At 64.1% G+C, this 21513-nt stretch carries 21 protein-coding genes and 3 pseudogenes; 10 read left to right on the top strand and 14 right to left on the bottom strand.

Annotated elements, in window-relative coordinates; translation table 11 throughout:
- Nucleotides 1-235, bottom strand: a 235-nt coding sequence (locus tag WKW80_RS33385) for a 3-keto-5-aminohexanoate cleavage protein (RefSeq protein WP_340367875.1), incomplete at its 3' end; no start/stop codon positions are given.
- A gap of 8 nt (nucleotides 236-243) precedes the next feature.
- Nucleotides 244-1125, bottom strand: a complete 882-nt coding sequence (locus WKW80_RS33380; protein ID WP_422823017.1) for a TauD/TfdA dioxygenase family protein — start codon at nucleotides 1123-1125, stop codon at nucleotides 244-246.
- A 968-nt stretch (nucleotides 1126-2093) separates the two neighbouring features.
- Here WKW80_RS33380 and can point away from each other — a divergent pair.
- Complete coding sequence (gene can, locus WKW80_RS33375) at nucleotides 2094-2759, top strand: carbonate dehydratase (protein ID WP_340367873.1); 666 nt, start codon at nucleotides 2094-2096, stop codon at nucleotides 2757-2759.
- A gap of 448 nt (nucleotides 2760-3207) precedes the next feature.
- Here the strand turns inward: can and WKW80_RS33370 are convergent, their stop codons facing one another.
- From WKW80_RS33370 to WKW80_RS33355, 4 genes are all read right to left on the bottom strand, one after another.
- On the bottom strand, nucleotides 3208-3867 hold the full coding sequence (locus WKW80_RS33370; protein WP_340367872.1) for a COG3904 family protein: 660 nt from the start codon (nucleotides 3865-3867) through the stop codon (nucleotides 3208-3210).
- 64 nt (nucleotides 3868-3931) lie between these two features.
- Entirely contained in the window at nucleotides 3932-4204 is a 273-nt protein-coding gene (locus WKW80_RS33365) for a hypothetical protein (RefSeq protein ID WP_422823016.1), read from the bottom strand.
- A gap of 113 nt (nucleotides 4205-4317) precedes the next feature.
- Nucleotides 4318-5817: a M48 family metalloprotease gene (locus tag WKW80_RS33360; RefSeq protein ID WP_340367871.1), complete on the bottom strand. Its 1500-nt coding sequence runs from the start codon at nucleotides 5815-5817 to the stop codon at nucleotides 4318-4320.
- Nucleotides 5818-5935: 118 nt separating this feature from the next.
- Entirely contained in the window at nucleotides 5936-6100 is a 165-nt protein-coding gene (locus tag WKW80_RS33355; RefSeq protein ID WP_340367870.1) for a hypothetical protein, read from the bottom strand.
- Between WKW80_RS33355 and WKW80_RS33350 the strand changes: the two genes are divergently transcribed.
- Complete coding sequence (locus tag WKW80_RS33350) at nucleotides 6099-6815, top strand: hypothetical protein (protein ID WP_340367869.1); 717 nt, start codon at nucleotides 6099-6101, stop codon at nucleotides 6813-6815. The two genes, WKW80_RS33355 and WKW80_RS33350, sit on opposite strands and share 2 nt — an antisense overlap.
- An 8-nt stretch (nucleotides 6816-6823) precedes the next feature.
- Complete coding sequence (locus WKW80_RS33345) at nucleotides 6824-7816, top strand: NADPH:quinone oxidoreductase family protein (RefSeq protein ID WP_340367868.1); 993 nt, start codon at nucleotides 6824-6826, stop codon at nucleotides 7814-7816.
- Between the two features lie 216 nt (nucleotides 7817-8032).
- Here WKW80_RS33345 and WKW80_RS33335 read toward each other — a convergent pair whose 3' ends face one another.
- Both WKW80_RS33335 and WKW80_RS33330 read right to left on the bottom strand, forming a co-directional pair.
- Nucleotides 8033-8794: a PIG-L deacetylase family protein gene (locus WKW80_RS33335; RefSeq protein WP_340367867.1), complete on the bottom strand. Its 762-nt coding sequence runs from the start codon at nucleotides 8792-8794 to the stop codon at nucleotides 8033-8035.
- Nucleotides 8782-9711, bottom strand: coding sequence for an acyl-CoA dehydrogenase (locus WKW80_RS33330; protein ID WP_340367876.1), 930 nt, complete (start codon nucleotides 9709-9711; stop codon nucleotides 8782-8784). Before WKW80_RS33330 ends, WKW80_RS33335 begins: the two co-directional genes overlap by 13 nt.
- 264 nt (nucleotides 9712-9975) lie before the next feature.
- Between WKW80_RS33330 and WKW80_RS33325 the strand changes: the two are divergent.
- A pseudogene (locus WKW80_RS33325) lies at nucleotides 9976-10281 on the top strand (phospholipase D-like domain-containing protein); the annotation flags it as partial.
- A 151-nt stretch (nucleotides 10282-10432) separates the two neighbouring features.
- On the opposite strand, the gene WKW80_RS33320 reads toward WKW80_RS33325, so the two are convergent.
- Both WKW80_RS33320 and WKW80_RS33315 read right to left on the bottom strand, forming a co-directional pair.
- Complete coding sequence (locus WKW80_RS33320) at nucleotides 10433-10801, bottom strand: DUF2934 domain-containing protein (protein ID WP_340367866.1); 369 nt, start codon at nucleotides 10799-10801, stop codon at nucleotides 10433-10435.
- The gene (locus WKW80_RS33315) at nucleotides 10798-13221 is read right to left on the bottom strand and encodes a catalase (protein ID WP_340367865.1); all 2424 of its coding nucleotides are present in this window, start codon (nucleotides 13219-13221) and stop codon (nucleotides 10798-10800) included. Before WKW80_RS33315 ends, WKW80_RS33320 begins: the two co-directional genes overlap by 4 nt.
- A gap of 428 nt (nucleotides 13222-13649) precedes the next feature.
- Between WKW80_RS33315 and WKW80_RS33310 the strand changes: the two genes are divergently transcribed.
- From WKW80_RS33310 to WKW80_RS33290, 5 genes are all read left to right on the top strand, one after another.
- Nucleotides 13650-14630, top strand: coding sequence for a hypothetical protein (locus WKW80_RS33310; RefSeq protein WP_340367864.1), 981 nt, complete (start codon nucleotides 13650-13652; stop codon nucleotides 14628-14630).
- A 106-nt stretch (nucleotides 14631-14736) separates the two neighbouring features.
- The gene (locus WKW80_RS33305; protein ID WP_340367863.1) at nucleotides 14737-15435 is read left to right on the top strand and encodes a glycosyltransferase family 2 protein; all 699 of its coding nucleotides are present in this window, start codon (nucleotides 14737-14739) and stop codon (nucleotides 15433-15435) included.
- Between the two features lie 125 nt (nucleotides 15436-15560).
- Nucleotides 15561-16844, top strand: a complete 1284-nt coding sequence (locus WKW80_RS33300) for a phospholipase D-like domain-containing protein (RefSeq protein WP_340367862.1) — start codon at nucleotides 15561-15563, stop codon at nucleotides 16842-16844.
- 119 nt (nucleotides 16845-16963) lie between these two features.
- Nucleotides 16964-17149 (top strand): DUF3606 domain-containing protein, encoded by a 186-nt coding sequence (locus WKW80_RS33295; protein ID WP_340367861.1) that lies wholly within the window; start codon nucleotides 16964-16966, stop codon nucleotides 17147-17149.
- Nucleotides 17146-17394 (top strand): hypothetical protein, encoded by a 249-nt coding sequence (locus WKW80_RS33290; RefSeq protein WP_340367860.1) that lies wholly within the window; start codon nucleotides 17146-17148, stop codon nucleotides 17392-17394. The genes WKW80_RS33295 and WKW80_RS33290 overlap by 4 nt, the downstream gene beginning before the upstream one ends.
- 26 nt (nucleotides 17395-17420) lie before the next feature.
- Here the strand turns inward: WKW80_RS33290 and WKW80_RS33285 are convergent, their stop codons facing one another.
- Together WKW80_RS33285 and WKW80_RS33280 are read right to left on the bottom strand one after the other, a co-directional pair.
- The gene (locus tag WKW80_RS33285; RefSeq protein WP_340367859.1) at nucleotides 17421-18221 is read right to left on the bottom strand and encodes an exodeoxyribonuclease III; all 801 of its coding nucleotides are present in this window, start codon (nucleotides 18219-18221) and stop codon (nucleotides 17421-17423) included.
- A gap of 463 nt (nucleotides 18222-18684) precedes the next feature.
- A pseudogene (locus WKW80_RS33280) lies at nucleotides 18685-18831 on the bottom strand (DDE-type integrase/transposase/recombinase); the annotation flags it as partial.
- On the opposite strand from WKW80_RS33280, the pseudogene WKW80_RS37570 reads away from it, so the two are divergent.
- Nucleotides 18831-18923 (top strand): annotated as a pseudogene (locus WKW80_RS37570) (IS6 family transposase); the annotation flags it as partial. The pseudogenes WKW80_RS33280 and WKW80_RS37570 sit on opposite strands and share 1 nt — an antisense overlap.
- A 224-nt stretch (nucleotides 18924-19147) precedes the next feature.
- Here the strand turns inward: WKW80_RS37570 and WKW80_RS33275 are convergent.
- Both WKW80_RS33275 and gorA read right to left on the bottom strand, forming a co-directional pair.
- Nucleotides 19148-20116 carry a tripartite tricarboxylate transporter substrate-binding protein gene (locus tag WKW80_RS33275; protein WP_340367858.1) on the bottom strand — a complete coding sequence of 323 codons (969 nt, stop codon included), beginning with the start codon at nucleotides 20114-20116 and terminating at the stop codon, nucleotides 19148-19150.
- Between the two features lie 33 nt (nucleotides 20117-20149).
- Nucleotides 20150-21508, bottom strand: a complete 1359-nt coding sequence (gorA, locus tag WKW80_RS33270; RefSeq protein ID WP_340367857.1) for a glutathione-disulfide reductase — start codon at nucleotides 21506-21508, stop codon at nucleotides 20150-20152.
- Nucleotides 21509-21513 lie beyond the last annotated feature (5 nt).

Raw genomic sequence — 21513 nt, 5'->3', positions numbered from 1 at the left:
GCTCGTTGAACTTGGACAGGCGCTTGCTGCCCTTGCCGTCGAGTTCACGCACGTGCAGGTGCAGCACGGTGGCGCCGGCGTTGTAGCAGTCGACCGCCTTCTGGATCTGCTCGTCGATCGTGACCGGGATGTCCTCGGGGAAGTCGGAGGGCACCCACGACGGCGCGTAGGGCGCGGCGGTGATGATCAGGGGTTGCTGGTTCTCGGGATAGAGGGAGCCGTCGAGGTAGTTCATGACTGGTCTTACTGTTGGATTGCGGTTGAACTGAGGGGAGCGCAGAAGGTGGCTTCGCCGACGATCCCGGCGCGCTCCATCTTCCGGTGGCATGGCGGGTAGTCCATCACCGCGTAGTGCTGGGTGCTGCGGTTGTCCCAGAAGGCCATGCTGTTCTTCTTCCAGCGAAAGCGGACCTGGTATTCAGGGATGGCGGCCTGGCTGATGAGGTAGTTCAGCAGCAGGCTGGCGCCGGGACTGGCGTCCTGGCCGAAGCGCACGTTCTGCGCGGTGTGGTAGTTGGTGAAGTGCGTCGTGAAGGCGTTTACGAACAGCACGTTCTCGCCGGTTTCCGGATGGGTGCGCACCACCGGGTGCTCGGCATCGGGAAACTGGGCATGGAGCGCCAGGCGCTTCTCGATCGGCATGGCGGCGCCGAAGCTGGCTTCGATGCTGTGGCGGGCGCGCAGGCTCGCGATCTTGGCCTTGATGTCATCCGGCAGACGGTTGTAGGCCTCGACCATGTTGACCCAGATGGTGTCGCCGCCCACGGGCGGGCACTCGACGCAGCGCAGCACGCAGCCGAAGGGCGGCTTCTCGCGCCAGGTGGCGTCGGTGTGAAAGGCGTTCTCGTAGCGGTCGTTGGGCGAGCCGGGCGACTTGTAGATGCGCACGAGGCCCGGATGCTCGGGGTCGCTGCCGACCACGGGATGGTCTTCCAGGTCGCCGAAGTGGCGCGCCAGGGCCACGTGCTCGCCGCGCGTGATGTCCTGGTCGCGGAAGAACAGCACCCTGTGCTTGAGCAGCAGGCGGCGAAGTTCGGCCACCAGCTCCGGGTCGCGCGAGGCGGCGCCGAGGTCGATGTTGGACAGCTCCGCGCCGATGGTGCAGGTAAGCTGCTCGACCTTGATCGAAGTCTTCGGGGCGACGGCCGAGACGACGGCGGGCGCACCCTGCAGCGTGTCTGTGCGGGTTGTTGCGGTCATGACATGTCTCCGTGACCGGGAGGTCCGGATCAGTCCGCCGGCCCCTTTGGTGAAAGAGGTAGCTGCCTCGGCAACCTTGCAGACTGAAGAATAAGAATCAGGGCGCGTTCAGACCCTCTCCTCGCGAAGGGGGCAGCGCCCCCGACATCCGTTGCACGGCGGGCCAGGGGTGTAGGGCCTCAGTTAGAGCAGCCCAAGGATGAGGGGCGCATGACGATCTCCTTGCGCGTGCCGGTATCCAGCTTCGCCACGAGATTCTTCACGCGCCACTTGATGGTGGGTTAACCCACTTGCACGGCGCACCCGATCTCCTGATGGAGAGGGTTGTGCGCCAGCAATTCTAGTACTCTCGCCCCTGGTGCGCGAGTACTATGCCGCGTGTGACGGGCGCACGCGGCATGGCGCTCGGGAAACGGCCGGCCGCTGCGATCGGAGGCCTCTCATGCATCATGGCGATGGCTTCCGCCCGGTTCGCCGAACTGCAAGGCCGCCCGGATGATCACAACAAACTGATGGCCCCGCGCTTGCGCTTGCTACGACAAGCTGGAGCTGCGCTTCGCTTCGCTTCGATTGGCAGGATAGAAAAGAAGTTGATCCACAACCGCCGCAGCGCGCCGGCGCCTGGCTCGTCCGTGTAGCGGGTCTCACCAGCGGGGCCGCGGTCGATCCATTTCGGTCGCGGGATTTTCACAAGGCCGGGCAGTCATTATTCTGCGACCGCTCCCGTCCATGCATTCATTCACTTGAAGTGCGAAGACAGGAAAAGGCTGTACTGCGCCGACCGCCGCGACGCAGGTAAGCAGGTGCAATGTGTTCATTTGAACGATGGTAAGACCTGTATAAGTCGTCGGTCCATCCGCCGGATCGTCCCCCAATTTGGAAGGAAGTATGAAATGACCGATGAACTTGATCACCTGTTCGCGAGCAATCGGGACTGGGCAATTGCCACGGAGGCGCAACGGCCGGGGTTCTTTTCTCGCCTGGCACATCAGCAGAACCCAAGATACATGTGGATCGGATGCGCGGACAGCAGAGTGCCTGCCAATCAGATCACCGGTCTCGATCCGGGCGAAGTCTTCGTGCACCGAAACGTGGCCAATCTGGTGGTGCCGTCTGATCTCAATGCCCTTTCGACCATTCAGTTTGCAGTGGAGCATTTGAAGATCAAGCACATCCTGGTTGTCGGTCACCACGGATGCGCAGGCGTCCGCGCGGCATTGCATGGGAAACGCATTGGCCTTGCCGACAACTGGTTGCGCCATCTTCAGGACGTTCGCCTTCGCCACCGCAAGCGCCTGGACCATCTTCCAAAGGAACTTCAGGAGGATGTTCTTTGCGAAATGAACGTCATTGAGCAAGTGGGCAACGTCGCCTTGTGCACCGTGGTGCAAGACGCCTGGGCTCGCGGTGACAAGCTGGCTGTCCACGGTTGGGTATACGGCCTTGGCGACGGGCTCTTGAAGAATCTCGATGTGACGATGGACAACCCGGACACGGTCGTGGACGTCTTCAGAGCCGCACTGAAGCGTTACCCCAGAGGCGAGAACGGCACGGAATGAGCACGTAGCGAAGGAGATTTCATGACGCCACGGCGATCCGGAGCCTGTTGCCTCACGTGCGCGATCGGCTCATGAACGCCCATCCGTACCAGTGTGGGTACGCTCAGACGGTGTAGGCGGGAGACCATATGAAGTATGGGAGGAAGAGCTCGAAGGTTCCGGGCCAAGATCGGCTCAATGCTTTCGGTGCGAGTGCAATTCGACGCGGAGGACGCGTGATTGGCCGGTTCTCTGATTGGCCGGTCGTGCCCGGGACGATGAGTTCGTGGCTGCGCCAGAAAGCCGACCGTCACGTGACCGAACGGCAGCTCCGAGCACCGCACCTGAAACTCGGACGTCGCAAAAAGGAGTTGCTCTCCGAAAATCGGCGTCTCCCACGTGCGAGTCCGAGAAACCAAACAACTCGGCCAGCCCTTGGAGAAAGAGACAAGTACCATTTATGGGGCAATCAAGGCACTGCGGGCCTCGGTGACGGAGGGATCATCCTCGTCAAGCCGTAAGTCGAAAGGTCTTGTGCAGAGAGCCAGGTGACGCGATCCGATGGGGTTTGCATCATCCGGACATGCAGGGACGTTGGCAGGTTCATCTCTTCGAGGTACTGCCTTGTCTGGGCATTGATGCTCGCGTACTGCGCCTTCTCAGCCCGGGCGGAAGTCACCCCGTCGTTTTGGAGGTGGGGGCGATGCACGCCAACCCGACCGCCAACGTATCGCCCTTGCCCCGCAGCAAGTAGATACACACAGGCGCTGACACATGAAGCACCGACCTCCACGCGCGTCGCGAAAGAGTATCTTCTAATGATTCTGCCAATGGACATTGCTGCCCAGATATTGCCGCCGCGGCTGTCAAGAGCCACGTTGACAAATCCCATGCCAGGCGGCGGCGTACTTGTGCCGCGGCTCGCCATGAAGGTCACGGCCTCCTGTCGCGCGGTCTCGGCAATGGCGGTGAATGCTTCGAGATCCGCCTGAACAAGTTCGCCTTTGATCGAGATTTGCGGAGGCCGATTGCCAGCGGCGGGCCGGTACAGAACGCGCGAAGAGGCGGGAAGCAAGTGGGCGCAAGCGCTCAACAAGATGAAGGCGCGCCAGGCCTTGAGTCCGTGCATGACTGGGAGACCTGGCTGGGAAATGCCCCCTGATGGGCGGCGAATGCCTGCTTCCCGTCTCCGATCAGTCTTTGATGTCGCGCTTATCCTGTCGGCCTTCTTGCTTGGTGTTTCGATTGTCCTGGCGACATTGGGCATTGCTGTTCTGGTTCTCCGCCCTGCAGTCTTGCCTGGTCGAGCGAGCTTCATGTTTGGCCGCCTGATTCACAGCTCGACCTTGTTGACGCTGTTGCGCTTGCTCGGTTGCGAACGCAGCACCTGCGGCAAAGAGAAAACTGGCGACGGCTGCAAGCGAAGAAGCCGTCGGCAGCCAGTGCCCGATCTCCAAGGTATTCAATGGCGCGCTCGTCGAACTGGTGAACGGACGCTTGGTGATTCTGCCGACGAACACAGACCGGCACAACCCGGCCAACGATCTTCAACGTGATTTGGCAATGCCCATCGCCCCAGTCATTTGATCACCTTCACCGCTTGTCCCGGCTTTGGATCAGCGCCGCCGTTGTAGGCGCCATTTATCAGCATCAACTGCGCTTGCGCCCTTGCGGCGGGCAACGGTGATGACTTCGCCAGTTCGCTGAAGCCTCCGCGAGGGAAAGGCACGGTTTGTACGCTCCAGGGCTTGGCCGCCGCGCGATCAGCCGATGACATCGGGCGAAAAGAGGCCTCGGCCTCCGTCAATCCCGCCTGGGCGCTCCGACGGGCGTCGTCATCCTTGGCCACGTATTGAAGCCAGTAGTTGCGATCTCCTGGTCCGGTGACAAGCGTCAGCGCAACCGCTCGTGATTGTCCTTGCCGGTTGCGAACCGTTCCGTCGAAATGCGTGGCGGCCAAGCCGTGGAGCGTGCGCTGCTCCGTGCGTCCGTCGATCGGCTCGAGCACATTGCGGATCACTTCGCCGTGCGTGCTGCCCGCCTTCGGGGGCACCACCCGCACCACCAGACCCGCATCACCCGCGCCATTGACAAGCGCGATCGCGTCTGAAGCGTTCTGAATTCTCCAACCTTGCGGCGCCGTGATCGCGATACCCAGGGCCTCGTGGTAGAAGTTCCGCCCGCGAACGAGCCCCTGCTCGGCGCTGTCACCGAAGGTCATGCCGCTGATGGCCTGCAGGTAGCGCGTGCGCCCGTCATCGGCGTAGCTCTCCTGGCCTTTGTATTTGGCTGCATAGGCCTTGATGTCGGCGAGCCGCTTGTCGTTGGCAGGATGAGAAGCGAGCCAGTTCGACCCCGATGGCGCCGGCTTGCCTTCGGCCTTGGCCATGTCGGCGGCGAACTGTTCCTGGCTCTTCAGCGCCTGGATCACGTCGACCATGTTCTGCGGGTTGTAGCGGTTGCGCGAAAGGTACTCGGCTCCCAGCTCGTCCGCCTGCGATTCCTGGTCCCGACTGTACGAGGCGATGTAGCCCGATGCGGCCGTCTGCGACAACTGGCTTGCCAGGTTGGTGGCGCCCCCCACGCCACCTATCTCGAGCACGGCGCCCAGGACGGTGGCGGCGATCACGCTGATGTCCGCCGTCTGCTGGCGCGTCGCGCGCTGCGCGCCGTGGCGAGCGGCAACGTGGCCAATCTCGTGACCTATCACTCCTGCCAGCTCGGCCTCGCTGTCGAGGTAGGCCATGATGCCGCGCGTGACATAGACATAGCCCCCGGGCAATGCAAAGGCATTGATTTCCGGGCTGTCGAGGACCGTGAAGGTCCATTTCAGGTTGGCTCGCTGCGATTGGCTGGCGAGCTTCTGGCCCAGGTCGTTCACATAGGCCTGCAATTTGGGGTCCGCGTAGACGGCGTAATCCTGCAGCACGCCTTCATGTGCCTTGGCGCCCTCCTGGATCTCGGAGGCCTCGTCCACCACCGAGTACTCGGCGCGGCCGGTGACGGGATTGACCACCTGGGAGCCGCAGGCCGACAGCAGCAGCATTGCAACCGTCAACAGCGGACGAATGGGCCGCATGCTCATCCTCATTGCGCACCTCCATCGCGTTCGGCCCATATATCGGGCTTGGCGTCCAAGCATAGGCCGTCGTGGCCGACACCGCAGGACCCGCGCTGTCAGGCAGCAGCCTCATGCGTCACTGCCATCGCCAGGGCGCTTCGATCGTCTGCCAGCGCTCGGCCGGATCGAAGCGCGACATCTCGCGCGTGATCCCACCGGCGCGGGGGCCCAGCTTCTTCTCGTCGAGCTGACACGGTGCGGGCGCATTCCCCAGCGCTTTAAAGGCGTAGCATCGACGCATGATCGTTGCCAGCCTTGTAATCCCGCGCCGATTCAATGGTCCGCCACGATCGGGCAACGGGGGCTACGTGTGCGGCCGCTTGGCGCTTCATCTTGCCGGGCCGGCAAGGGTACGGCTTCGCGCGCCGCCGCCGCTGGAGCGCGAGCTGATGGTCGAGGTTACGGACGACGAGGCGCGCCTGCTCGACGGCGAAGTGCTCGTTGCAGAAGCGCATCGCTGCGAACTCGATCTCCTTGTGTCCGCGACACCGAGCTTCGTAGAGGCCGAGGCCGCATCGAAGCGATACCCTGGCTTCCTGCACCACCCGTTGCCGGGCTGCTTCGTCTGCGGCACACATCGAGCCGAGGGAGACGGTATGCGCATCTTTCCGGGCCCGACCGCGGGAAACGAATCGGTGTTCGCCGCGCCGTGGGTGCCTGATGCCTCGCTGGCCGACACCTCGGGCCGCGTCGCGACAGAGTTCATATGGGCCGCACTCGACTGTGCAGGCGCCTTCGCGCTGAAGCCGGCGAACGACGAGTTGATGCTGCTCGGCGAGTTGTCGGCCCGTGTCGACCGCGACGTCCGACCCGGCGAGCGTTGCGTCGTCGTGGCCTGGCCGCTTGCGACCGACGGCCGCAAGCGCTTCGCCGGTACCGCGATCATGTCCGTGACCGGCGACTTGATCGCCGTCGCGCAGGCCACCTGGATCGTGGTCTCGAGCCTCGATCGCTGAGAGTGCCCATGCGCGCCGTCATCTGCGAAAGCTTCGATGGCCCGCACGCGCTGCGCGTCGGCGAGATGCCCGAGCCGTCGCTCGAGGCAGGCCAAGTGCAGGTCGACGTGCATGCCGCAGCGGTCAGCTTCATGGACTACCTGATGGTGTCGGGCAAGTACCAGATGAGACCCGTGACGCCATTCGTGCCGGGCACTGACGGCGCCGGCACCGTTAGGGCAGTCGGCTCTGGCGTAAGCCGCTTCAAGCCCGGCGACCGGGTGGCCTGCAGTCACTGGATCGGCGCCTACGCGGAAACGATGGTGGTCCCCGAGCTGAAGGCAACGCCGTTGCCCGACGGAGTCGACTTCGTCACCGGGTCGACCGTGATCCACGCCTACAGGACTGCGCTCTATGCGCTCGATCAGCGGGCGTCGGTGCGCAGAGGCGAGACGGTGTTCGTCACAGGTGCGGCCGGCGGGGTCGGTTTGGCGGCGGTGGACGTTGCGCGCCACCTCGGCGCGCGCGTCATCGCCGGTGTGGGCTCTGACGACAAGATCGACTTCGTGATGAAGCATGGCGCGACGGCGGCGGTGAACTATCGGGCCGAGCCGCTGCGCGAGCGCATCAAGGCGCTCACCGACGGCAAGGGTATCGACGTCTGCTTCGACAACGTGGGCGGCAGCGTGTTCGCCGAGATGACGCGGCTGATGAGTTGGTGCGGCCGGCTGATGCCGATCGGCTTTGCCGGCGGTGAGATCCCGAGCGTGCCGATGAACCTGCCGTTGCTGAAAAACTATTCGATCGTCGGCGTGTTCACCGGTGCCTGGGCCGAGAAGTTCCCGCTCGAAAGTGCTGCCACCGACGCGAGGTTGATGGAACTCGTCGCGGCCGGCCAATTGCATCCGCATGTGAGCGACGTGCTTCCGATCGAACGCGCCTCCGATGCGATGGACGCGGTGGCGAACCGCACCGTGCGCGGGCGAGTCGTGTTGCGCTGTCGAGGTGAGCCTGGCGCTTGAGACTCACGGCCTGCGACAGTTGCTTCTCGCTGGTCGCCCTACTGCGACAGAACCTCCAGCCGTCGGTGAGGGCGAGCGCCAGGTCTGCAATGCCGGGGCCCTCGTCTTCGAAGAGCAGTTGTAGGCCACGCCGGCCATTGCGCTCCACGAACTCCCAGCGCATGCGACCTTGTCGATGCGTTCGAAAGTAGAGCGCGTCGAAGTATTCGTGCTGGCTCATGCAAAGACCACCTCGAACGGGCGGGCGGCGCGCGCAAGCGTGCTGTTGCGCAGCACAGGACCTGACCCCGTCGATGGGTCGGGTTGCATCTGGCTTTCGAAGGCCTGCAACGCGCTGCGCTTGCGCGCACTGGCGTCACCGTCGAGCAGGACCCGTCGCGCGCGCCGCCACGGCATCCGCCGATCGCCGGGCTTGGCCCAGTGCCAGCCCCACACGGGCACCTCGATCACCGTGGCACCACTGCAGGTAGCCGCAAGAGCAGTCGCCTGCCCCGTAGCCTCGTGGTCCGGATGGCCATCTGCGCTCCACGTCGTGAAGACGACGTCGCCTGGAAGCAGCAAGGGAATCAATGCGTCTGCAAGCAGCGGGCGCAGTGCCTTCAGGCCACCGTCCGGCAGGCCGAGGCGCAGCAGATCGTGCGGTACGCCCAGCAGGGCCAGCGCTCGGCGAGTCTCCGCCGGACGAATCCGTTCGAGCACGTCGGGCGGCCAGCGGCTCGAGCCCGGATGACTCGCAGTACCGTCGGTGACCGCAATGATGCGCAACTCTCGACCAAGGGCGGCGAGGCAGGACAGCAGGCCGCCCACGGCGAGGACTTCGTCGTCCGGATGCGGCGCCACGACGACAGCGCGCGAGCCCTCCGGAACCAGCGCTTCGGCCGCAATCGCCTGGATCGATGTGGCGTCTAGCCAAGGCAGCCACTCCGCCTCCGGCGTGCCTTCGCCTGGATCGATCAGCCGTTGAGTCACAGCAGCCATGCGCCCGACCCTGCCTGCGCAACGTGCTGGCCGAGCGTCGCGAGGTCGCGCTCTGCGTGACTCTGCCGCATGAAGACGGGAAGGTCGGCCATCGCCCGGGCGAAACGTGCATTGCGGCACAGCGGACCCGCACCGAGAGCCCGCCCCGCGTGGCGCAGCACAGTGTCGGCTGCCGCTTCGACGGCCAGTCGGGTGCGCAGCGCCAGCGCTTCGGCATTCGCCTGGGGCCAGGCATCAATGGCCGCAGCAGCCTCGCGAAGCACCGCCGCTGCCCCTGCCAAAGCGACATCGATGGCGCCCAGGTGCGCCAACCGGTGGGGCTCGCGACTGCCCTGCGACACTTCGCGCGCCATGTTCGCAATGGCCTGCGCGCCCCCGAACCAGCACGCCGCGATGCCGGCGCCGCCGTGCCAGAAGCCGGCACGTCGTATGTAGTCACCGGCTGCGCCAAGCTGCTCTGCGCGTGCGCCGTCGAATCGCACGTCCACGCTCGCACAGCCTGCCATGCCAACAGCCTCCCACCCCAAGGCGGTGACTTCGACGCCAGGCAGCGCGAGCCTGACAGCCGCGAGGCACGGCTCGCCATCTTCGTTCCATCCGCTGACCACCGCGTGCGTCACGCTGGCCGCGCCGGAGCACCACGCCTTGGTGCCTTCGATCCGGATCCCGCGCCGTTCGCCGTCGCTCACGAACTCCAATCGGGCGTCCGGCGGTTCGGCACACCAGGTACCCCAGCGCGAGCCGGCCGGCGCTGCCGGACCGCCCAGTTCCGCAAGGATGGCGAGCGCGTCCGTGTGCCCTTCGAACAGCTTCACCAAGGAGAGATCAAGCTCGGCCACCGTCGAGAGCGCGCGCCATCGCGCCAGCGTCTGGCCCGACCCCGGCTGCGGCAAACGGTCGAGGCCCGCAGCCACCATGTGCGCGAGCGTCAGTCCCGGGCTGTGCACCTCGTGCAGGCCCGCCAGGCTTTCACCCGTCCCTCCGGTCGGAGCCGCTTGATCCTGCAGAATTGGATACGGATTGCGCACCAACGCAGCTTGGAGATCACCCCGCGCAGGCGTCGTCGGCGCATGCGTTTGCTCGTTGTAGGAATCAGGCGCTGCATTCCGATGCAGGCAACCCCCTGGGGAAGCAGTTGCGAGCGGATGCAAGACTAGCGAGTCGCCAACACGGGCGGCGCGAACCCCCTGCTCGAGGCTGGCGCGCAGATCAGCGAATACCAGCCGACGATGTTCCATTGCAAGGTGTTCACGGTGGACGGCCTGCTGGTGTTGGTCGGATCGACCAACTTCGACAACCGCTCGTTCCGGCTGAACGACGAAGCCAATCTCAACGTCTATGACGAAGCCTTTGCCGCGGCGCAGACCCTGCAGTTCGAGGCGGACCTGTCGCAGTCCAAGAGGCTGACCCTGAAAGCGTGGCAGATCCGCCCGCTTGCCGAGAAATTCATGGAACACGCCACCGCGCTGCTGTCGACACAGCTTTGAGCTTCGGCAATGACGCTGTCCATCCTCCTTCGGATGTGCAGTCGATCGATCATTTGAAGACGCTCAAATGGAGGTACCCTGTTCGCGAGCATTGGACCAATTCCACCAAAGAGGGTGGAGGAGATCTGCGACATCGCCGCCGGGGAAAAGCTCAGGAACTGCTTGAGGGCCCGTCGCCGCGCACTGCATCGACTTCTTGCTCAGCCGCAAGCCAGTCTTCGACTTCATGGCCTGGGACGAAGCCGCGCCGCTCGGCAGCCGCATACGCCGCGAGACGGACCCTATCCTCCCGGGAAACGTCAGTCGGGGTCGTCTCGGAGCCGGGCGCGCTGGCGTCGGAGGGCTGTGCCACGGCCGGCGCGGACATCGCGTTCGGATCGGGAATGTTGGATAGCTTTTGCACGATCGTCTCCTCTTCACTCAATAGACGGCGCCGCTCGGCTCGAGCGAAATGCGAGCGCAGCCAGAAAAAGGCCGCTGGCAGTGCCAGCATCCAGAGTATCCGGGTCACGGTCGTCATGGTTTCGGCGGATCGTTTTCCCGGCCGAAGTGACGATGAAGGCCCACGGCTGCAATGAAATCGGCGATGGCGGCATCGGCACCGGCGGCGTCTGCGAGGATCAACCCGGTGTCCGGAGAGCCGTCCGGGAACGTCATCGGGATCTGCGCTTCGGCCAACAGCGCCTGCGACGCGCCGAACGCCAGGATGGGCTTGCAATGCCAGAACTGGTCCCGGAGGAACTCGAGTGTGTGGGCATCTGCATCCAGCGCCTCGACGGCACCTTCGCCGTCGGGCAGCACGAGCGCGTCGAAAAGGAATCCGGGCGAGTTCTCCATCGTGGCGTCTGCTGCGAAGTTCTCGCCGCCGACACCGACATACGTCCCGAGCCGAGCGGCCACGAGGCGGGGCACTGCGCCCGCGGCGACCAGTGCCGAGACGAGCTTCCCGAGCGATGCCCCTTCCACGCCATTGGCGACCAGGACTGCGACCTTGCGCGTCCGGATGCCGCCACCGCCAGGACGGGCCATGAGTGACAAGGCGGGCGAACTCTGCACTTCCGGGGCCGCAGGGTTCTCAAGCGCTTTCGGCAGAGGCGCTGGCAACTCCATGCCCAGATCCTGCGCAAGGCGCGATGCCATGTCGGGCGCCGCGTTCAGCAGGCTGGCCACGACGCGCTCACGGATGGCGGGGACCGTTACCTTGGAGAGCTCGAAACGGAAGGCGTTGCCGATATGTGCCTTTTCAACTTCCGACTGGCTCTCGAAGAAGAGCGTGGCCTGGGTGTAATGGTCGGCAAACTTCTCTGGCTTGATGCGAACCTTGTCCGCACTCTCTTTGGCGTCGATGCGCCTGGCCACGCTCGTGAAGCCCTGCGCGGCCCCTGCCTGGAACGGACAGCCGCCCGCCAGCGAATTCGGCTCGTAGGCGACGCGCCCGCGGTGGATGGCCTGACGATGCATGCCGTCGCGCTGGTTGTTGTGCACCTGCGCGATCGGTGCATTGATCGGCAGTTCGTGAAAGTTCGGCCCACCCAGGCGACTGATCTGCGTATCGACGTAGGAGTGAATGCGGCCTGCCAGCAGCGGGTCGTTCGTGAAATCAAGCCCGGGCACGACGTGCGCCGTGCAGAAGGCAACTTGCTCGGTTTCTGCGAAGAAGTTGTCAGGGTTGCGATTGAGCACCATGCGCCCGACGATCTGCACCGGCACCAGTTCCTCCGGCACGATCTTGGTCGCGTCCAGGATGTCGAAGCTGAATTGCTCGGCTTGCTCCTCGGTGAAGATCTGCAGGCCGAGTTCCCACTCTGGATACTCGCCCGCCTCGATCGCTTCCCATAGATCGCGACGATGGAAGTCCGGGTCCGCACCCGAGATCTTCACCGCCTCTTCCCAGACCAGCGAGTGCGTGCCGAGCTTCGGTTGCCAATGGAACTTGACCAGCACGGATTCCCCCGCATCGTTGACGAGCCGAAACGTGTGCACCCCGAAACCCTGCATCATTCGATAGCTGCGCGGGATGGCGCGGTCCGACATCTGCCACATGAGCATGTGCGTGGACTCGGGCATCAGCGAGACGAAGTCCCAGAAGGTGTCGTGCGCGCTGGCGGCCTGCGGCATCTGGTGATGCGGCTCCGGTTTGACTGCGTGCACGAGGTCGGGAAACTTCATCGCATCCTGTATGAAGAAGACCGGCATGTTGTTGCCAACGAGGTCCCAGTTGCCTTCGTCCGTATAGAACTTCACCGCGAAGCCGCGCACGTCGCGTGCAGTGTCCTTCGAACCACGCTCCCCTGCCACGGTCGAGAACCGCACGAAGACCGGTGTGACCTTGCCTGCCTCCTTGAATGGCGCGGCCTTGGTGTACTGCGTCAGCGGTTCGTAGCACTCGAAGAAGCCGTGCGCGCCGGATCCGCGCGCATGAACGATCCGCTCCGGGATCCGCTCATGGTCGAAGTGCGTGATCTTCTCCCGCAGGATGAAGTCCTCAAGAAGTGCCGGCCCGCGCGTGCCCGCCTTGAGCGAGTTCTGGTTGTCGGCGATCGCGACGCCCTGGTTGGTGGTGAGTGCCTGTGCACTCGAGTCGACACGCACCCGGTCCAGTGTGCCGATCGTTGCATTGACACCCTCCGGTGCCGCGGAGCCCGTCTTGCCGGACGCGTTCGCCTCGCTGAGCGTGCTTGCAGACGGTAGTCTCGACGGCGGACTGACTGTGGCTCCCACCGGCGCGGAAAGTGCGTTGGCCTCCCCGTATTCAAGCGCTTTGTTCGCATTGGTCGGCATCCCGCTTGCGACGGCTCCCGTATCCAGCATTTTCTGGGTGGGCGGATCGTCGCGTCCTGCAGCGGGCGGCGCGGGCTGGGCGGGGCCACTGTCGGTATTGCGGGCCGCGGCGTGCGCGGCGTCGAGTTCCGCGCGAGGGGTCGTGGGTTTTTTGGCCATGGGAATCCTGGTGGAGAGGCGGTCGGGGGGTCCAAGGCAAGGGCAGCCAAGGAACGCGCGAATGCTGGGCGCCGTCCCTCTCGGGCCTTGTAGGAGCATCGCCTGTCCGAGTCTGGGCGAGTTGCCCGCAGCGGTTTCGTCAGGCGGCTTGCCTGCTTCCTGGCTCATTCAGTCCAAGCGGTGACGGGGAAGATGTCGTTGCGTTCTTCCTTCGCGTGATGGTCGATGGACTTGCCCCGCCTGCGGGCCTTGGCATCGAGCTTCTCGTCGATGTTGCCGGGCGCATGACTGATGTCGCGCAGGTCGCTGGACCGGCGTTTGCTGCTCCCGCCTCAAGGTGCTAGCCGCTCCCGCGACGGGTCGCCATCCTACGCATGCGCAGCAGGCGGGTGCCCACATTCGACGCCGACCACAACTGGAGACGTCCCATGAACAGCGCCGAAATTGCCGATGGACTTCGTGTGAATGAACGGGCTGCGTCCTCCCGGGCCTTGCTCTCGGGTGCGCCCGTGGGCGCCGTCTCCTGGGACGCGATCCTGGCTGGCGCTGCTGGCGCCGCGGCACTCTCGTTGCTGCTGTTGATGCTGGGCGTCGGCCTCGGGCTGTCCTCCATTTCGCCATGGACGAATCGTGGAGCGAGCGCGGCCGCGATCGGCATCTCGACCATTGCCTGGCTGACCTTCACGCAGCTTGCCGCTTCGGGCATGGGCGGGTACCTGGCCGGTCGGTTGCGCAGCAAATGGGCCGGCGTCCACACCGACGAGGTCTATTTCCGCGACACCGCGCATGGCTTCCTCGCGTGGGCGGTGGCGACGTTGCTGACCGCCGCGCTGCTGGGCTCGACGGTAAGCGGCATCGTCGGGGCCGGTGCGCAAGCAGGCGCTTCGGTCGCCGGCGGAGCGGCGACGATGGCGGCCGGCGGCGGCGCTGCAGCCATTGGCGCTGCCGCGTCGAGCGGCGGTGGCAGTGGCAATGCCCCCTCCACGTCCGGACCGATGGGCTACTTCCTGGATTCCCTGTATCGCAGGGATGCAAGCTCGACGGCCGCCGCGCCAGCAACGGATTCCGCGGGTACGGATCGCTCGCCACCGCCCACCGCGGAGATCGGCCGGATCTTCGCTGCGAGCATCGGCAGCGGCAACCTGCCGCCGGCGGATCTCAAGTACGTGGGCCAGACCGTTGCACAGCGCACCGGCCTCAGCCAGCAGGATGCCGAGAAGCGTGTCGCGGATACCTACGCCGCGGCGCAGGCCAAGTTGCGCGATACCGAAGCCGCCGCCCGCGATGTCGCCGACAAGGCACGCAAGGCGGCCACGTATGCGGTGCTCTGGATGTTCATCTCGCTGCTGGTTGGCGCCTTCATCGCCAGCCTCGCCGCAACCTACGGCGGCCGTCGCCGCGATCTCTGAAGACCTACTCCAGGAGAACATTCCATGCGTTCCTTGCTTCTTCTCTTTCTTGGCGTTCCCATTCCCATCATCATCCTGCTCGCGCTCTTCATGCACTGAGCGCCGCATGATCGGCGTCGTCATCCCGGCTCACAACGAAGAGCAACACCTTGGCCAAGCCTTGCAAGCGCTCGACCAGGCACGTCACGACCCTGCGTTGGAGGGCGAATCGGTTCAAGTTGTCGTGGTGCTCGACAGTTGCACCGATGGCACGGCGTCGGTGGCGGCCCGGCATGGCGCAGCGACCCTCGTTGTTGAAGCACGCAACGTCGGTTCCGCGCGGGCCCATGGCGCAACCCACATGCTGGCAGCCGGGGCGCGCTGGCTGGCGTTCACCGATGCGGATACTGCCGTGTCGCAGACCTGGCTTTCCGCACAACTGGCGCTCGACGCCGACGCCGTATGCGGTTCGATCGGCGTGGCGGACTGGTCCGTCCACGGCGCCCATGCCGCATGGCTCGACACGCATTTCCAGGCCACCTATACCGACCGCGACGGGCACCGGCACATCCATGGCGCCAACCTCGGCGTGTCTGCGCAGGCGTACCTGCGCGCGGGTGGCTTCCAGGCCCTGGCATGCAGCGAGGACGTGGATCTGGTGAGGGCGCTCGAACGCAGTGGCGCCCGGATCGCGTGGAGTGCAGCGCCGCGCGTGGTCACCAGCGCGCGCAGGGATGCACGGGCCAAAGGCGGTTTCGGTGATGCCTTGCTCAATGCAGTGGCCGTCCACCTCGGCGCCCTGCCACCCGTGAGGCCGTGCTGCTGAAGCGTGACCGCGCGGGAGAGCCGCCGTGGGCGCTTGCATGGGCGCTCGCCGGCACCAGATAGGAAAATCGCCAGGACGAGCGGTACGCGATGCGCTGCAAAAGAAGAGAGTCCCATGAGGAGCCCATGAATATGAAGCAAAGTCATCTCAAGGCCATCGCGGTGACCTTCCTGCTGACGGTCGCGGCGACCCTGCTGCTCCTCAACTTCAGCAGCAGCGAGAAAAAAATCGTCGAACAAGTCAGGCACGAGTACGCCTTGCACGACGCGCAATACCAGCGCGCTCTGGGCGTCATGCTGGGCCCGCCCATTACCGGCGGCAACCGCTTCGAGGCGCTCTACAACGGCGACAACATCTTCCCGCCGATGCTCGCAGCGATCCGGAGCGCGAAGCAAAGCATCACCTTCGAGACCTATATCTACTGGTCTGGCGACATCGGCAAGGCCTTTGCCGACGCGTTGTCGGAACGCGCAGGCGCCGGCGTCCCGGTCCACGTGTTGCTCGACTGGGTTGGCAGCGCCAAGGTCGACGAAGACTTCCTGAAGCAGATGGATGCCGCCGGCGTGCAGATCCGCAAGTTCCACAAGCCCTCCTGGTACGACATCGCGCGGATGAACAACCGCACCCATCGCAAGCTCCTCGTGGTCGACGGCAAGATCGGGTTCACGGGCGGCGTCGGCATTGCGCCGGCCTGGACCGGCCACGCGCAGGATGCTGGCCACTGGCGCGACTCGCACTTCAAGGCCGAAGGCCCCGTCGTCGCTCAGATGCAAGCCGTCTTCATGGACAACTGGGTCAAGGTCTCCGGCGAGGTGCTCCATGGCGAGCGCTACTTCCCGCCCGTCGACAACATGGGCGACGGGCGCGCCCAGATGTTCAGCAGTTCGCCCTCGGGCGGCAGCGAGAGCATGCACCTGATGTACCTGCTGTCGATTGCCGCCGCGGTGCGGACCATCGACTTGTCGAGCGCCTACTTCGTGCCCGACGAGCTCACGGTCTCCGCTCTCGTCGCGGCCATGCAGCGCGGCGTTCGGCTGCGCATCATCACCCCCGGCCCTATCATCGACTCGCAGACGGTGCGCGGCGCGTCGCGGGCGGCCTGGGGGCCCTTGCTGGAAGCCGGCGCGCAGATCAGCGAATACCAGCCGACGATGTTCCATTGCAAGGTGTTCACGGTCGACGGCCTGCTGGTGTCGGTCGGATCGACCAACTTCGACAACCGCTCGTTCCGGCTGAACGACGAGGCCAATCTCAATGTCTACGACGAGGCGTTTGCGGCGGCGCAGACCGTGCAGTTCGAGGCCGACCTCCTCCAGTCGAGGCAGCTCACGCTGGAGGCGTGGCAGAACCGGCCGCTTGCCGAGAAGTTCATGGAACATGCTGCCGCGCTGTTGTCGGCGCAGCTTTGATCCACGGCCTGCAGCCAAGCCCCATCGGGTCGCTGTCCTGCACGCGCGGTATGGGTTGTCTGCTCTCGCACACGCGTTTGGGAAAACAGAGTGAATGCCCATTCCAACAGGAGCACGCCATGGCAGACGACCTTTCCGACCGCGGCGCCCCGGACCGCAGCCGCATCAACATCAACGAGCCTCACGAAATCCGCTACTGGACAAGCCGCCTCGATGTCAGCGAGAACGATCTGCGCAAGGCGGTGGCCGCAGTCGGCGTCTCGGCCCAGCAGGTCGCCGAGCATCTGGGCAAGGTTGACCCATGACCGCCTACGCAACCGAGCCGTTCAGCTTCAGCGGCTGCGACTTCATGTGCACCGCCTACCGGGTGGACCACACGACATTCCAGCCGCGGGTCTTGTACCTTCGTGGCATGGCCAATGTTCAGCAGGCTGAATTGCCGCCGGGCACCGATCCCTATGCCTCCGCGGCGGAGGCCCTGCGCCATGCCGAACAACAGGCGATCCGCTGGGTGCACGATCGAACCGGCGATGGTCAAGGCCGTTTTTGAAGGCGAGCCGCGCCGTTGGGATGCGTTCACTCGGCAACGCTCGATCCAGCTACGGACAAGGCGAGTTCGATCCATACGGGCGCGTGGTCGCTGGCGCCCGCACGGCCGCGTACCTCGCGGTCCACGTTGGCATCGGTCAACAGAGGGGCGAGTACTTCATTGAGCATCAGGTGATCGATGCGCAGACCGGCGTTGCGAGGCCACCGGTTGCGCCAGTAGTCCCAATAGGTGTAGATCGCTTCGTGTGGGTGCCGCGCACGGATCGCATCGGTCCAGCCCTGCTGAAGCAGCCGCGAGAACGCGGCCCGGCTCTCCGGCTGCAGCAACGCATCGTCGCGCCACGAGGCCGGGTTGTAGATGTCTGCATCGGTGGGCACGACATTGAAGTCGCCCGCCAGCACCACCGGCAGGCCGCATCCAAAGAGCCTTCTCGCATGGACGACAAGCCGTTCAAACCATTCCAGCTTGTAGTCGAACTTGGGGCCGGGCTGCGGATTGCCGTTGGGCAGATAGAGGCAGCCGATAACGACGCCATCGACGACCGCCTCGATGTAGCGGCTCTGGTCGTCCTGCGCATTGCCGGCCAGGCCGCGGCCGGTCTCGATCGGCTCACGGCCGCGAGCCAGGATGGCAACGCCGTTCCAGGCCCGCTGGCCATGGAAAACTGCGCCGTAGCCGACTTCGCCCAGCGCCGCCGTTGGAAAGTTCTGGTCGGGGCACTTCAGCTCCTGCAGGCAGGCCACGTCGGGCTTGGACTCGTCCAGCCACTCCAGCAGGCGCGGCAAGCGGGCGTTGATGCCGTTGACGTTGAAGCTCGCGATTTTCATGGCTGCACCAAGCGACGAAGGATGTCGCCATCTTGGTCGAAAACCTGCGACGACGCACGCGTCGACCGTGGACAGCGCATTCAATGGTGTCCGCAAGCAAGTCCGACACGGTCGCCGCGCTTGCTTCATCGGCTCGGTGATGCGGGTTCGCAAGGAAGCCTACGCCAGGGCCGCGCGCTTCAGGTCGGAGCACAACGCCGTCAAGATCGCGGAGCCCGCACATCTTGACGATTGGCAAGACTGATTTGCGATACCCGCTGCCGATGGCGCCGCAGGCAGTGCTCGAGAAACCGGTCAAGTTCAGGACGTCTTGTCAAAGACAGCATGTGCGCCAGACGGGCTCTGGTGCAAAGTTTCGGTGTAGCCAAGTGACGTTTCCAGAGGGCTGCGCAGGTTGTGCCGAAAGCACGGCATTCCAGATCGCGGGCGCGGCCCGGCCCCGAACATGCAGCCGACCGAGATTGAACTGACCTTTGCGAACTCGGTGCAGCAACTCGACGCCGGCAATCGTCACCGCAGCACGGTCGAAGACCTTGAAGCCGAGTATCGGGTTGATGCGTGACTTCACGCCCCGATGGTCTTGCTCGATCATGTTGTTGAGGTACTTCGACGATCACGCTGGATGGCTACGCCGCATCCCATCGTGCGGTACGCGAGTTGCCCGCGCACAGCTCACGCTGGAAAGACACGCGTCTGCGATCAGATCCGCCTTCAGTTCAAAAGCCACAGCCTACCGGAGGCGCGATTTGCTCCAGCGCCATCTATTCCTTGTTGTTCGACATGGCCGCCGGGGCGAGCATCGCAGCTGACACGATGCAGCAAGCATCGGCGCTACCCTGGTGCTGCGCACCTGGGCAACTGTTGGTCAAGCTGCAAGGGATCAGACCAGTCAATGGTTGCGTGCACATGGTGAGTCGTTCTTCGGTTCAGTCGATATATGCTTCGGCAGCCTGGATCAAGGGGGTCCAGCGATCGACTTCACTGCGCAGCTTTCTTGCCAAACCTTCAGGCGTGATGTTCTCCTTGCTCGCCGGAATGGCACCAAGCTTTTGCATGCTTTCTTTGAACGCTGGGTCGCCGACCGCGTCCTGAAGTGCTTTGACCAAGCGATCCGAGACGTCTTTTGGCAGATTCTTCGGCGCATAGATGCCGTGCCAGACTGTGACCTCGAAGTCAGTCACGCTTTGTTCGCTGAGCGTAGGGAGATCCGGCAGTGCGGCCAATCGGCTCCGGGTCGTGACGGCGTAAGGCTTGACGCGGGAGGTTGCAATGGGGCCCAGGGTCGTCGTCACCTGATCGCACAGGAGGTCCACTTGTCCGCCTTGCAGGTCAGTCATGGCCGGAGCCGCGCCTTTGTAGGGGATGGTGGTCATCGGGATCTTGAGCTGACTCATCAACATCAGCCCACACAGATGCGATGCCGTTCCGATCCCGGCATTTGCAAGGTTGATCTTTCGCTCGTTTTGAGTGAGGTAACGTCGAAGCTCGATAAAGTTGGAAGGCGAGAGGTTACGCCTGCCGATCAGTGTCATAGGCACATCAGCAACTTGGCCGATGTAATCAAAGTCCTTCAGCGGGTTGAACCGCAACGTTCTGGACAACGCAGGCAGTGTTGACATTCCGATGTTGTGGATCAGGAGCGTGTACCCATTGGGGTCGGCCCGCGCCACCACGTCAGTGCCGACAATGCCCCCGGTGCTTGCTCGGTTCTCAACGATCACGGATTGTCCCAGCGATTTGCCCATGGCTTGCGCCACGTGACGGGCAACTACGTCGGTCGGGCCGCCGGCGGCAAAAGGAACGATCAAGGTGACCGGTCTTTGGGGAAAAGTGTCCGCCAAGGCGCTCGCGCAGGTGCCCAGCGTAAAAAGGAGGAGGACGGCGATAGCTTTCATGTTTGTCTCGTTTGGTAGTTGGGAATGAGGGCTCTAAGAGGCAGTTCTCAGAGTGACGAGTTCCTCAGCGGCGGTGGGATGAACGGCCAGCGTTTGATCCAAGTCATGTTTTGTTGCGCCAAGTTGCAGAGCAATTGCAATGAGCTGGATCATTTCGGCCGCCTCGCGCCCGAGCAGATGAACTCCGACGACCTTGTCGGTGTCGCCGCAGACAAGTACCTTCATCGCCACGCACTCTTTACTTTTGGCCAGAGTGGCGCGCATCGGTCGGAACTGGGTCTCGAACACTTTCACGTTCGCATAGCGCTGCCGCGCCACGGATTCAGTCACCCCAACGGTTCCAAGTTCCGGCGTTGAGAACACCGCGGTGGGTGCGACATCAAATCGAATAGGAACTCGTCTGTCGTTCCCAAAGAGCGCTTGAGCCACTTCTTGGCCTTGTCGTATGGCAACTGGCGTCAGGTTCAACTGGTTGGTGACATCGCCGACGGCGAATACTCCTGCTGCCGTCGTTTGGTGCCGATCGTCCACCTTGATAGCGCCACCCACTTCGACTTCCACGCCAGCGCTGTCCAAGCCAAGATCGCGAGTCTGTGGTCTTCGGCCGGTCGCGTTCAGTACGCAGTCCACGCGGTGGCTGCCGCCAGTTGAGTCGTGGACGACGAGGCCATCCGACGTCCGTTCAATGCTTGTGGCCACCGCGCCGGGGTGCATACGGATACCTGCCTCGCTTAGCCCGGAAGTGAGGCCTTCCTGGAGCATTTCGTCAAATCCGCGCAACAAGGCAGGCGCTCTGTGCAGGATGGTGATCTCGGTGCCCAGAGAGTTCAGCGCGGAGGCGATCTCCACAGCGATATACCCACCGCCAAGTACCACCATCCGCTTGGGCTGCCTCGCGAGGCTGAAAACATGGTCGGACGTGACGCAAAATTCACCGCCCGGAATGTCCAACGACGCAGGCGTCGATCCTGTGGCCAGCAGTACGTGCTTGCATCTCAGCAACGCGCCAGAGCGCTGCAAACGAACAACGCCTGGACCCTCCAACACACCTCGGTCATCAAGGATCGCTACGCCGGCGTTCTCGAGCCCCCGCCGATATAGGCCCTCGAGCCGCCCCAGCTCGCCGTCGACGGCGTCTACAAGTCGGCCCCAATGAAACGTCGCTGTCGAGACGTTCCACCCGAATCCCTTTGCATCCTCGAAGTCGTTTGCGAACCGGCTTGCCAAAACTACGAGCTTCTTTGGAACGCACCCTCGAACCACGCAAGTACCGCCAACACGGTGTTCCTCGACCAGGGCAACTCGCGCACCGAGGGAAGCTGCAAGGCGTCCCGCGCGGACGCCGCCCGAGCCTCCCCCGACGACCACGAGGTCATATGAATCGTCGACCATGGTTT

Source organism: Variovorax humicola (assembly GCF_037889915.1).
Taxonomy (GTDB): Bacteria; Pseudomonadota; Gammaproteobacteria; order Burkholderiales; family Burkholderiaceae_C; genus Variovorax; species Variovorax humicola.
This window is presented reverse-complemented; position numbering and strand designations above follow the sequence as displayed.